At 40.0% G+C, this 12,509-nt stretch carries 9 protein-coding genes; 8 read left to right on the plus strand and 1 reads right to left on the minus strand.

Features of this window, described 5'->3' with window-relative positions; translation table 11 throughout:
• The first annotated feature begins 209 nt into the window (after positions 1-209).
• From glgB to glgA, 4 genes are all read left to right on the plus strand, one after another.
• Complete coding sequence (gene glgB / locus AWM73_RS03965; protein WP_060778175.1) at positions 210-2,198, plus strand: 1,4-alpha-glucan branching protein GlgB; 1,989 nt, start codon at positions 210-212, stop codon at positions 2,196-2,198.
• 74 nt (positions 2,199-2,272) lie between these two features.
• Positions 2,273-3,412, plus strand: a complete 1,140-nt coding sequence (locus tag AWM73_RS03970) for a glucose-1-phosphate adenylyltransferase (RefSeq protein ID WP_060778176.1) — start codon at positions 2,273-2,275, stop codon at positions 3,410-3,412.
• Positions 3,399-4,553 carry a glucose-1-phosphate adenylyltransferase subunit GlgD gene (gene glgD / locus AWM73_RS03975; protein ID WP_060778177.1) on the plus strand — a complete coding sequence of 385 codons (1,155 nt, stop codon included), beginning with the start codon at positions 3,399-3,401 and terminating at the stop codon, positions 4,551-4,553. Before AWM73_RS03970 ends, glgD begins: the two co-directional genes overlap by 14 nt.
• 43 nt (positions 4,554-4,596) lie before the next feature.
• Positions 4,597-6,039: a glycogen synthase GlgA gene (glgA, locus tag AWM73_RS03980; protein WP_060778178.1), complete on the plus strand. Its 1,443-nt coding sequence runs from the start codon at positions 4,597-4,599 to the stop codon at positions 6,037-6,039.
• 63 nt (positions 6,040-6,102) lie between these two features.
• On the opposite strand, the gene AWM73_RS03985 is transcribed toward glgA, so the two are convergent.
• Positions 6,103-6,414, minus strand: a complete 312-nt coding sequence (locus AWM73_RS03985; protein ID WP_060778179.1) for a hypothetical protein — start codon at positions 6,412-6,414, stop codon at positions 6,103-6,105.
• A gap of 107 nt (positions 6,415-6,521) precedes the next feature.
• Here AWM73_RS03985 and AWM73_RS03990 point away from each other — a divergent pair, with 107 nt between their 5' ends.
• The 4 genes from AWM73_RS03990 to AWM73_RS04005 are packed head-to-tail and all read left to right on the plus strand — an operon-like array spanning position 6,522 to position 12,508.
• Positions 6,522-7,052, plus strand: coding sequence for a GDSL-type esterase/lipase family protein (locus tag AWM73_RS03990; protein ID WP_060778180.1), 531 nt, complete (start codon positions 6,522-6,524; stop codon positions 7,050-7,052).
• The gene (locus tag AWM73_RS03995; RefSeq protein ID WP_060778181.1) at positions 7,052-7,762 is read left to right on the plus strand and encodes a tRNA (adenine(22)-N(1))-methyltransferase; all 711 of its coding nucleotides are present in this window, start codon (positions 7,052-7,054) and stop codon (positions 7,760-7,762) included. Before AWM73_RS03990 ends, AWM73_RS03995 begins: the two co-directional genes overlap by 1 nt.
• Entirely contained in the window at positions 7,752-8,876 is a 1,125-nt protein-coding gene (locus tag AWM73_RS04000) for a Nif3-like dinuclear metal center hexameric protein (protein ID WP_060778182.1), read from the plus strand. The genes AWM73_RS03995 and AWM73_RS04000 overlap by 11 nt, the downstream gene beginning before the upstream one ends.
• A gap of 23 nt (positions 8,877-8,899) precedes the next feature.
• Positions 8,900-12,508: a PD-(D/E)XK nuclease family protein gene (locus AWM73_RS04005; protein WP_060778183.1), complete on the plus strand. Its 3,609-nt coding sequence runs from the start codon at positions 8,900-8,902 to the stop codon at positions 12,506-12,508.
• The last annotated feature ends 1 nt before the right edge of the window (position 12,509 follow it).

A 12,509-nucleotide genomic window follows, 5' to 3' on the forward strand; every position in this document is an offset into this window, starting at 1 on the left:
TAGACTTATTTCATGCGATGAATCGACATCAACATGGCATAAGATAAGTCCATGTAGTGTTATAGAGAGTACATGGTTTATTGTTTAAACCACTACAGGAAGTAGGTACTTGGTTAATGAGTGATGTGAACACTGATTAACCCTTAGTCTAGGGAAGGCGAGGAGATTTCTCCTCGCCTTTTTTGTATAGAAAGATAGGGGTGAGATAGATGCCTAATCAAGAATTAAGTTTAAAAAATATTGAAGACAATATGTATTTCTTTAATAAAGGAAAACATTATCATGCTTATCGCTTCTTAGGAGCCCATAAAATGGGTTCATCTCTTGAAGACGGCTATCGCTTTACCACTTGGGCTCCCCAGGCCAAATCGGTGGCGATTGAAGGTGACTTTAACCATTGGCAGTCGCAACCGCTAGAACAAGTCGGAGAAACTGGGGCTTGGACAACAGTTATTAAGGAAGCTTCTGAGTGGGATTTGTACAAATTTGTTATTGAAGGAAAAAATGGTTTAATTAAAGAAAAACAAGATCCTTTTGCCTTTGCTAGTGAAGTCCCACCTAAAACCGCTTCAGTTATTCAGGATCCCACGAGTTATAGCTGGAATGATAAAAAATGGCTCCAGACTAGGCGACAAAAAAATATTTACCAAAGTCCGATTAATATCTATGAAGTTCATCAGTCCTCTTGGCGACGTCATTCGGATGGTAAAGCCTATAGTTTCGACGATTTACGTGAGGAGTTAATTCCCTACGTTAAGAAAATGGGCTATACCCATATTGAATTTATGCCTCTGACCGAACATCCACTTGAAGCCTCATGGGGTTACCAAGTCAGTGGTTATTACTCAATTGCTGGCCGTTATGGGCATGACTTCGATCCGCTAAAACGTTTTGTGGATGTAGCACATCAAGCAGGAATTGGGGTCATCATGGATTGGGTGCCAGGTCATTTTGTGATTAATGATGATGCCATGGCTAACTTTGATGGCGGACCGACTTTTGAATATAGTGACCCCAGGCGGGCCAAGAACATTCGTTGGGGGACATTGAATTTTGACTTGGGCAAAAATCAAGTCCAAAGTTTTCTCATATCCAATGCCGTCTATTGGCTAGAAGAGTTTCATTTTGATGGCTTACGGGTGGACGCGGTTTCTAACATGCTTTATCTTGACTACGATGAAGGGGATTGGACACCTAATATTTATGGGAATAATGTCAATTTAGAAGGCGTCGATTTTATACGCCGCTTGAATAAAGAAATTTTTCTGCGTGACCCCTCTTATTTGATGATTGCTGAGGAAAGTACAGCTTGGCCAGGAGTCACCCAATCCATTGATCAAGGAGGGCTTGGCTTTAATTTTAAGTGGAATATGGGCTGGATGAACGATACTCTCAAATTCTTTAAGCTTGACCCACTCGCGCGTTCCTACAATTACCGCTTAATTACCTTCACCTTCATGTATATGTTTGATGAAAACTTTATCTTGCCTTTTTCCCACGATGAGGTCGTCCATGGAAAAGAATCCCTACTAGGGAAAATGCCAGGGGATAACCGCTATCGTCAGTTTGCAAATTTGCGGTTAATGGAAGGCTATCGGATGGTGTATCCTGGCAAAAAGTTAGCCTTTATGGGCAATGAAATTGGCCAATTTTTAGAATGGCGTTTCTATGAAGGCTTAGAATGGGAGACCTTGTCCAGGGAATATAATTCAGAATTTCAAGATTACATTTCCACATTAAATCAGTTATACTTAAGTAAGAAAGCGCTTCATCATTATGATTTATCAGCTAAAGGAATCATTTTTCTTGAGGCAGATAATCCTGATGAAAGCATTGTGGCTTTCATCCGCAAGGGGGAAGATTTAAGGGATTGTGTCATCTGTATATTTAATTTTACCCCGGTTGAACGTCACAACTATCGACTGGGTGTGCCTTTGCCAGGCAGTTACCGGATATTATTAAATAGTGAAATGAAAGCGTTTGGTGGTAACTGGCTCTATCAAAAAGAGATTTTCCAGACTGAAAACAAGGCACACCAAAAACAAGACTATTCAATTGAACTTGTTCTGCCGAGTCTATCGCTTTTACTACTAGTACCTGACACCATTGATGAAGAAGCCTTGGCCAAATCGCAAGCGAAAGCAGCTAAAGGCAATAGTCAGCAAACAAGTAATCAATTAAGTAAATTCAATTCCTAGTCCCTACAATGCTGTAGAAGGCTGGGAAATAATTTTTATTTCAGAGAGGAGGGACGAGAGTAATCTCGTAATCTATGAAAAGTGAAATGTTAGCTATGATTTTAGCTGGTGGTAAAGGGACTCGTTTAGGGAAACTCACCCAAGATATCGCTAAACCTGCTGTCCCTTTTGGGGGAAAATACCGTATCATTGATTTTCCCTTAAGTAATTGTGCGAATTCAGGTATTACGACAGTAGGAGTGATGACTCAGTATGAACCACTTGTTTTAAATGACCATATTGGTAATGGAGCGCCTTGGGGCCTGGATGTTAGTGATGGCGGGGCAGCTGTTTTACAGCCTTACTCAAGTAGTGAAGGAGAAAAATGGTTTAAGGGAACAGCCAATGCGATTTATCAAAATGTAGCCTTCGTCGATTCACACCAACCTAAATATGTCCTCATCCTGTCTGGTGACCATATTTATAAAATGAATTATGAAGCCATGCTCCAAGAGCACATAAAGAACGAAGCTGATTGTACGGTAGGAGTCATCCCCGTTCCAATGGAAGAAGCTTCCCGTTTTGGCATTATGAATACGGATGAGGCCGGCCGTATTGTTGAATTTGAAGAGAAACCGGCTGAGCCTAAGAATAATTTAGCTTCCATGGGAATTTATATTTTTAATTGGGAATTATTACGCCAATATTTGGTAAATGACCCTGAGGAAATGGAAGACTTTGGCCATGATGTTATTCCTGCTTATCTTGAAAACCAAGAAAGACTTTACGCTTATTCCTTCCATGGTTACTGGAAGGATGTTGGGACCATCGACAGTCTTTGGGAAGCTAATATGGAATTCTTAGAGCCTAACCATCCGCTCAATATTCGAGAAGATACCTGGCCCATCTTTTCGAAAGTTGCGGTTGCTCCTCCACAATTCATGTCAGAAGAAAGTCATGTCGAAGATTCAATGATTTGTGATGGAACAATTAATCGTGGAAGCATTAAAAATTCAGTCATTTCGCAAAATGTCACAATTGGCAAGGGAAGTCTGATTGAAAATAGTGTGATTATGTCAGGAGCAAAAATTGGCCAGAATGTAGAAATTAAGTATGCGATTCTGGGTGAAAATGCTGAAGTGATGGATAATACACGCTTTGTTGGTGAAGTACATGATATTCAGGTGGCTGGATATGAAGAAATAATAGGGGGTAGTGAGCATGGTTCAAAATAAAGTTTGCGCAATATTAAACTTAACTGAAAATGATAACGATCTTTACCCATTGACTAAGCAACGTCCTATTGCCATGTTACCTTTTGCTTGCCGTTACCGCTTATTAGACTTTGCTCTATCTAGTATCACTTACGCTAATATGCGTTCAGCAGCCCTCTTTATCGGCCGATCAGGTCGCTCTGTCTATGATCATATCCGTAGCGGGAAACCTTGGGACTTGGACACTTATCGGGGTGGCATATTTACTTTCTCACAAATGGAGCATAAACAAGCGCTTTATGAAGCAGCTAGTCGCCGTGGCGATTTTTATGATGACCATGAGACATTTATTAATCGTTCGCATGCGGATTATGTTTATGTTGCCGGATCGCGTGTCTTAGCTAATGTAGTTATTAGTAATTTAATTGAAGCCCTAGAAGATTCTGACGCTGATATTGCCCGCCTATATACCCGTGTTCCTCGTGAAATGATAGAATATCATCCCAATGAGCGGTTGGTTAGCTTGGATGAAGCAGGCTATATTAATGAATTACAAGTTGAGGGGGTTACCCCAATTGAAGGTGATACCGTCCTATATGATATGAACATGTCCATCGTACCAACTAAAATCATGTTAGAAATTATCGAAAAGGCAGAAAGTCAAGACATCAATCAAAACCTTGATGACATTTTGATCCAATTCCTTCCAGATTATAAGACGGTTGGGGTTGAACATCATGGCTATATTGCTAATATCGATTCGATCAATGCTTACTACCAAGCAAGTATGGATATGTTAGAGGCAGAAGCTTATACCGAGCTCTTTCAAAACAAACAGAGTATCTATACCAAGGGACACAATGGGGTTCCAACATTTTACGCTAAAGGAGCCGACGTTAAACATTCCCAATTAGCCACGGGCTGTGAAATTTTTGGAAAGGTATTCCATTCCCAACTATTTCGTAAGGTGGTGGTGGAGGCTGAAGCTGAAGTTAATCACTCTATTATCCTGCAAGGCTGTAAAATTGGTAAAGGGGCTAAGGTTTCCTACGCTATTTTGGATAAGAATGTGACCGTTGAACCAGGTGCAGTTATTGAAGGAAAACCTGACGATTTAATTGTTATTGGTAAGCATGAAGTTATCAAGAGATCTGACTTCTAAACTTTTTTGTCAGGTGATTGGAAGAGTTAGAAAAGAGGACATGATGAAGGTTTTATTTGTTTCTGCAGAAGCAGCTCCTTTTTTTAAATCAGGGGGACTGGGGGATGTTTCCTATGCCCTACCTAAGGAATTACAGCGCCAGGGGGTAGATATTCGTGTCGTCCTCCCTTATTACACGCTCATGCCAGAAAAATATAAAGAAGATGTCACCGATTTAATGCACTTTACTGTCGACATGGGTAAGAAGAGAGCCTATGTTGGTATTAAATATTTACAATTAGAAGGACTAAGCTATTATTTTGTCGATAATTTAGACTATTTTGATCGCGACTCCCTCTATGGTTATGGGGATGATGAAGAACGTTTTGCCTTTTTCTCCTTAGCAGTTATTGAAATGATGGAGAAAATTGATTTTATCCCTAACGTCATTCATGTCAATGACTGGCAAAGCGCCATGATTCCAGCTCTATTAGTTGATCGCTATCATTGGGTAGAAGCCTATAAGAACATTCGCAAGGTATTAACCATTCATAACTTGCGCTTTCAAGGCTGGACAGACCGAGAAAATTTAAAAAATTATTTCAATACCACTGATAGCCTCTTTCATGATAACGGTGTCAGACAAAATAACCGGGTCAATTATTTAAAGGGAGGAATCAATTTTAGTGATATTGTCACTACTGTGAGCCCTAGCTATGCTCGGGAGATCCAAACGCCTGAATTTGGGGAAGGTTTAGAAGGCACGCTCAGGGCCAACGCCTTTAAAATTCGCGGCATTATTAATGGGATTGACTATGATTTGAATAATCCTCAAACAGACCCTGCCTTAGCTAAAAACTATAGCATGGATACAGTGCGTGATGGGAAGGCAGCCAATAAGGCCTTCTTACAGGAACGGGTGGGCTTAGCAGTTGATCCTGACCGGCCGCTTCTTGCTGTGGTGAGCCGCTTAACCGACCAAAAGGGCATGCAATTATTAGAAGCTAAGGCTGAAGAATTATTGCATACCACTTCAGCCCAATTCCTCATTTTAGGGACAGGTGATCAGCGTTTCGAGCACTCCTTCCGTTACTTTGAAGACCAATATAAGGGACGCTTTTGTGCCTATATTGACTTTGATACCCAATTAGCTCAACAAATTTATGCCGGAAGCGACCTCTTCCTGATGCCGAGTGCCTTTGAACCTTGTGGGCTTTCGCAAATGATTTCAATGCGTTATGGCACTTTACCCCTGGTTCATGAAACAGGAGGCTTAAAGGATACGGTTATTCCTTATAATCAGTTTACTGGGGAAGGCAATGGCTTTAGTTTTAAACGTTTTGATGCGGGGGATTTTTCCAACATGGTCCACTATGCACTCGGTGTTTACTACAAGCAAAAAGAAGCCTGGCATTATCTGATTCAACATGCGATGACTCGCGATTTCCGCTGGAAAAAACCAGCTAAGGACTATTTAACGATTTACCAGCAACTCCTTAATGAGTAACGAGAAAAGCTATACAAAACAAAAAGGCCAAATTCAAGCTGTTCACTCGAGTTGGCCTTTTTCTTATCTATGGTTAAGGAGTTCTTGCCAGCTTTCAAAATCACTATGTTGACGGACGAATTGGTTCATCAAATAGGAATCTCCCTCGTTTAATTGATCAGCGGCTTGTAGAGGAAGCGGTGCCTGTAATGAAAACTCTTCAAAGCTATCAAAAGAGGTATACTTTCTAATAAAATCTTGGCTTAAATAAATACTTGCTTTCTCCTCAGCTTGGTCTTCGGTTTGATCTTCCTGACGCGGCTTAGCTGGTTGGATTAAACGGTCAAATAAGTCGCCGATACTTTCCATTTCCTCTTTTTTAAAGCGAAATCCCATTGTATTTCATACCTCCTTAAGAGTAAAGTAATTTTTAGATCATTATCATTATACGCAAAGTTTGCTAAGATAAATAGAGAAATTATGATGAAAGGTTGATAAAGCAAATGGCTGGACTATTATTTTATGGACACTCGGTTTTAGCGAAATTTCCCTTTGCTCGGATTGGAAATGTAAAAATTGATAACCGGGCCGTGAGTGGCAGCATTGCCGAAGAAGGTTACGATAAGCTAATCAAAAATAATGATTTAAGTGAAGATTATGATACCATTTTATTAATGTACGGCATTAATGAATTATGGCAGGGCTTAGGCATCGAGAATCCGACCTATTGGATTGAAAAGAATATCGAATATTTTAACAAGCATTATCCTAAGTCTCAGCTGATCTTATCCCTAGTGATGCGAAATCTTAGGGAAGCTCCCTCGGTCTCCAATGTGCTCATTGATCGTTTAAATAATGAGTTAAGACAATTTGACAAAAAATATTCATTAACTTATTGGGATTGGAATGGATTTTACGACGTAAATAATTATTGCCGACCTGAGCTAACCATAGAGGGGGTCCACCTGACTCAAGCTGGCTACCAGCTCTTGGCAGAAGGCATCGAGAAAACCGTAAGAAGAGGAGCTAAGTAATGACCAAAACACTCTCCAAACGACTAAAAGGAATCGCAAATTATGTTAAAAAGGGAAGTTTTATAGCAGATATTGGTTCAGACCACGCCCATATTCCGATTTATTTACTAGACCAAGGCCTGATTAAGGGGGCTATTTGTAGTGAGGTTGCTCAAGGACCTTATGAGCGGATGTGTCAAGCCGTGCTTGATAATCACTATGGCGACCAAGTATCTTGCCGCTTGGGCAATGGTTTAGCTACCTTAAAAAAAGAAGATCCAGTCGATACGGTTATAATCGCAGGCATGGGGGGCAAGCTCATTCATGAAATTTTACTTGCTGGTGAAGAGATTTTGTCACAATTAGACTACCCCAAGTTAATTTTACAGGCAAATATTGATGAATACCTGTTGCGTCAATGGTTATTAGACCAGAGCTATAAAATTGTAGGAGAAGATATTTTAGAAGACGCAGGAAAAATTTATGAAATTATTGCTGCCGAATATGTCGGAAAGGCTCCTGATCTCAGTGACAGCCAAATTTACCTAGGACTTTATACCCAGGCTAGCAATCCAGCTATTTTTAGGAAAAAATGGACCCGACGTCAGCACAAGATAGAGAGTATTCTCCAACAAATGAGTGGGGAAGCACTTAGTGAAAGACGTCAGCAATTTAGTCAACAGTTAGCAATGATCAAACAAGCTTTGGAGGGTGAAAGTGATGACCAATAAAGTAACCGTTAGTGACCTTGTCCAGTATTTTGAAAATCGTTTTCCCACTGTCTATGCGCTTGAAGGCGACCCGATTGGCTTACATTTTGGTTCTTTAGATCAAGAGGTCAAGCGGATTTTAGTGACTTTAGATGTGCGTCCGGAAGTGGTTGAGGAGGCTATAGCGAAACAAGTTGACTTTATATTTTCCCACCATCCGGTAATATTTAGGCCAGCAAAGCGCCTCAGCGAGGATGACCCCCAACAAGCCATGTATGCCAAATTGATTAGGCACCAAATCGCCGTCTACAGTGCTCATACTAATCTTGATAGTAGTCAACCAGGAATGAATGATTGGTTAGCTGAACGTTATGGGATAGAAAAGGCCGAGGTTTTCGCCGCTCATTACCAGGGAAAAAATTACCGCCTGGTTACTTTTTTACCTAAGGAGAGCTTGCCTGCCTTCAAAGAGGCGCTTAGTGCCTATCCCCTTTCTGTTATTGGAAATTACCAGCATTGCTTCTTTCAATGGACTGGTCAAGGGAGTTTTATTCCTATAGATGGAGCGCAACCAAGAATTGGTGAGTTAAACCAAGTCACAGAGCTTAAGGAAGTCGCTCTGTCCCTAACTGTCAAGGAGAGGGAAAAAGAGAAAGTTTGTGACCTGGTAAAAAAATACCATCCCTATGAAGAACCGGTCATTGAAGTCTATGAGAAGAAAAATGATTATCAAAGTATCGGTATGGGGAGAATTGGAAAATTAAAAGAGAAAATACCTTTTAAAGATTATGTGGAAAAGATTAAAGCAGTATCTCACTTGGAAGGCATTCGTTTTGTGACTAAGGATGATAAGGCTCTCGTACATCGGGTAGCCGTATTAGGCGGGGCCGGTTCATCCTATTATCAAGCAGCCAAGGCAGCTGGGGCGGATGTTTTTATTACGGCTGATGCGGATTACCATACTGCCCATGATATCTATGAAAGTGGCCTGAGTCTAATTGATCCCGGTCACCATATGGAAGCAATTTGTATTCCCTATGTCCTAGAAGAGTTGACCCAATGGAGCCAAGCTAATCTTTCTGAACTAGCTGTTTTTCCTTCTGAGGTCAACACTGATCCTTTTCATTTCTTATAGGAGTCTATTAAAGGAAGGTTAGCATGCGTTTACAAATCACACGTATTTTAGAAACTAAGGATAACCGTGAGGACACACTGACAGATATGGCAAGTTTCTTAGCGGATGATCAAAATCACCGGGTCTTTTATTTAGTTCCCGAACACATGAAGTTTGATATGGAGAAAATTATTCTTGATAATATCCAAGCTTATAAAACTAAATCTGCTAGTGATGACGGGGTCGCCATGATGCGCTTACAGGTTTTTTCCTTTAAACGACTGGCCTGGTATTTTTTAGAACAAAACCAAGAGCCCATTCAATCAGGATTAGATGATATTGGCCTAATGATGCTGATCAAGCAAATCTTAAATGACTTGCAGGAAGATTTACTTATCTTTCGCCGGGAAAGTGGCTATATAGGTTTTCAAGAACAATTAACCCAATTGTTTAAGGAATTTGACCAGGGGAATATCAGTAGCCAACGTTTAATTGAAATCTACCATACTGTAGAGGCGGAGGTGGACGGCCAAAATCCCCTACTAGAAAACCAATTAGCTAAATTAAGAGAACTTATTCTTATTTATCAAAGCTTTGAAAGCAAGTTATCTGATCAAATCCTTACTGAACAAGCCCTCTACAAGCAATTAAAGCATTATCTGTCTAAGACCGATTTATCACAGGTTAGAGTGGTTGTTGATGGCTTTTATCGGTTTACTTCTAATGAGTTTGATATTCTTGGCGACTTATTGGCAGCTTGTGACCAAGTAGAAGTAATATTAACCCTGGATAGTAAGAAGTCGATGAAGACTGAGTTTAAAGGGCAAGATTTATTTAGTTTGAGTCGGCGAACTTATAATAACCTAGTTCAATTAGCACAAGCTTTAGATTGTCCTTTAATGCTTGACCGGGTGGGAAAAAGCAACGACCATTTTGATCCAGGCTTTTACATCCTTGACCAGACCCTAGTCAAGGACTGGTCGAATGAAACGGCTTCTTACCTTGCTATTTCCAAAGAAGAGCAAGATAAAGTTAAAAGTTTGATCCAAGTGTGGTCCTGTCAAACCCCTTATATTGAAGCAGAACAAGTGGCTAATCAAATTTATCATTTAGTTAGTTGTCAAGCCTATCGTTATCAGGATATCCAAATTTTGACTAGGGACTTTGACCAGGTAAGAGAGCAGCTTTTGCCTTATTTAAAGATGAATAATATTCCCTATTTCCTTGACGATAGTGAATCTATGGCGGATCATCCCTTATTCTTGTTCATTGATGCGCTTATTCGTATTTACCGCTATGATTGGCGTTATGAGGATATCTTTAATCTGTTACGAACTGAACTGTTATTGCCCTTGCAAGATTCTGAGGATCCCTGGTCTGAAGTCGAAAATTTCCGTCGCGAGGTCGATCTCACAGAAAACGTGGTGCTACAAAATGGCTATGAGGGTAAACAATGGTGGCAGAAGGGGGTCACTTGGTCCTATTTAAGGGTAGATGATTACGGTCAAGTGGTGGCCAGTGAATCAGATCAAAGAACTCAGGAAATTGCTAATCGTGTTAAAGCCTTTCTTGCAGAAGCCTTGGATGGCATTTTTACAGCTTTTGACCAGGCAAGCAATAACCATGAAGCCTTGGTCGCACTCTATCAATTCTTAGTTCACTATCAAATTCCTGAACAATTAATGCTTTGGGCACAAAATAATGCCCTAAATAACCGCTTGGAGGAGGGAAGGCACCACGAACAAGCTTGGCAAGCCTTTATCAAAGTGCTTGACCAGTATGACCGTTTATTTAAGGACCAAAGTTTTAAAATTCAAGATTTTCAAGAAGTTTTGGCCAGCGCTTTTAACCAGACAAAATATAATATGGTTCCCCCAACTTTGGATTCGGTAACGATTCGGGGGATTGACAGCCAGCGTTCAGAACATAAAAAGGTAACCTTCGTGATGGCTTTGACCAAGTCTAATTTACCTAAGGCTTATCAAAATAACAGCCTACTGACGGATGAAGATCGTGAAGTTTTAAATCACTATTTTAACTTCAATGAAGGGTTGAATCTAAGTAGCCAAGTCAAGACAAATAACGAAAAATTTATTGCCTATAAACTCTTTTTATCTGCTAGCGAGCGCTTATATTTGTCTTTTCCCTATAATCAACTAGGGGATAAAACGACAGATATTTCTCCCTATTTAGCTTACTTAATTGACCGCTTTGACCTCCAAGTTTGGGATAAAAAATCACTAGCCTTGCCAGTGTCTGAGAAAGGCTCTCTAGTCTTTGGAAATTGGCGTAGTCAATTACATTACTTGATCCAAGTTTATCAAGGCAATAAAAGTCAGCACTTGGCGGTTTCAGATCGATGGGAAGCACTTAAAGAAGCTCTGAGCCAAGAGACTAAGAGTCGAGATTATAGCCTAAGGGTACTTCAAGGACTAGACCACCAAAATAAAGTGGTCAATTTAAGTTCAGAGGAAGCAAAAGCCCTATACGGATCACAACTAGCAGTATCCGTCTCGAGCTTAGAATTGTATAATAAGGATCCTTTTTCCTACTTTTTACAGTATGGCTTAAAGTTAAGAGAGCGGCCCATCTTTAAAATTGATGAACGCTTGACTGGAAGTTATTTCCACCGGGTACTGCAAGAATATTATGATCTAAAGAAACAGTCAGATGACTCCTTTGATGAACTATTTTCTCATGCGCTCAACACCACGTTAAAGGATCCAACCTATGATATTTTTTCGGCCAACCAGTTCTATAATTACCAATTAAAACAATTAAACTTTAACCTTAATCGTTTTATCAAACAATTTGATATAAAAATGAATAAGACCAAGTGGCATAACTATGCTAATGAAGCAAGTTTTGGGATGAAGGCGGATCAATCCTATTCCTTTAGTCTTTCTGATCAGACTAGGGTTCACCTGCGGGGAATTATTGACCGCATTGATACTTTTAATTGGCAGTTTAAGGGGCAAGATTACTTAGTTAGTCAAGTCACTGATTATAAATCAGGGGCAAGGGCTATCAATCTTGGAGATATTTTCCAAGGGACTAATATCCAGCTATATACGTATTTATTAGTATGTTTGGAAAAATTTCAATCCCAAAATCCCGACAAAAAGATTATTCCCTTTGGCGCTTTTTACCAAAAGGTGAGTGCTCCTTTGAAAAAGATTGAAAATCAAAGCGAATATGCTGAGATGATGGAAAAAAATGCTAGGGGTACTGTCGATTTAAGTCAGGAATTAAAAAGCAATGAATATTTCCTAGCTAGCCAGCAATTACTCGAGGACATTATGAAAGCGGGCTATGATGGGGAAGACTTGTATGCTTATGGACTGAAAAAAGACGGTGATTTTGATAAGAATAGGTCGCGAAAAATACTGACTTTAAAAGAATTCCAAGCCTTATTAGACTACATAAAAGAAATTATTTATATTAGCTCTGAAAATATCATGAGTGGTGATATTCAATTACGTCCCCTCGAAGATGAAAAATATCTTCCCTCGACGACAGCCTATAAAAGTATTGCTCAGTTTGATTTAACCGAGCCAGGCAGACACTATCGTGACCGATTAAAGCTCTCTAAGGAAACCTTTTTCCAAATGATCGCCAATGAATTAAATGAGACAAGTGAGGAGGAAGAATAAG

Source organism: Aerococcus urinae (assembly GCF_001543175.1).
GTDB lineage: Bacteria > Bacillota > Bacilli > Lactobacillales > Aerococcaceae > Aerococcus > Aerococcus urinae.

Excerpts from the sequence above, each read along its gene's own strand:
- AWM73_RS03970 (WP_060778176.1), top strand. The coding sequence starts at position 2,273 with ATGAAAAGTGAAATGTTAGCTATGATTTTAGCTGGTGGTAAAGGGACT.
- glgD (WP_060778177.1), top strand. The coding sequence starts at position 3,399 with ATGGTTCAAAATAAAGTTTGCGCAATATTAAACTTAACTGAAAATGAT.
- AWM73_RS03990 (WP_060778180.1), top strand. The coding sequence starts at position 6,522 with ATGGCTGGACTATTATTTTATGGACACTCGGTTTTAGCGAAATTTCCC.
- AWM73_RS04000 (WP_060778182.1), top strand. The coding sequence starts at position 7,752 with ATGACCAATAAAGTAACCGTTAGTGACCTTGTCCAGTATTTTGAAAAT.
- AWM73_RS04005 (WP_060778183.1), top strand. The coding sequence starts at position 8,900 with ATGCGTTTACAAATCACACGTATTTTAGAAACTAAGGATAACCGTGAG.
- AWM73_RS03995 (WP_060778181.1), top strand. The coding sequence starts at position 7,052 with ATGACCAAAACACTCTCCAAACGACTAAAAGGAATCGCAAATTATGTT.
- glgA (WP_060778178.1), top strand. The coding sequence starts at position 4,597 with ATGAAGGTTTTATTTGTTTCTGCAGAAGCAGCTCCTTTTTTTAAATCA.
- AWM73_RS03985 (WP_060778179.1), bottom strand. The coding sequence starts at position 6,414 with ATGGGATTTCGCTTTAAAAAAGAGGAAATGGAAAGTATCGGCGACTTA.
- glgB (WP_060778175.1), top strand. The coding sequence starts at position 210 with ATGCCTAATCAAGAATTAAGTTTAAAAAATATTGAAGACAATATGTAT.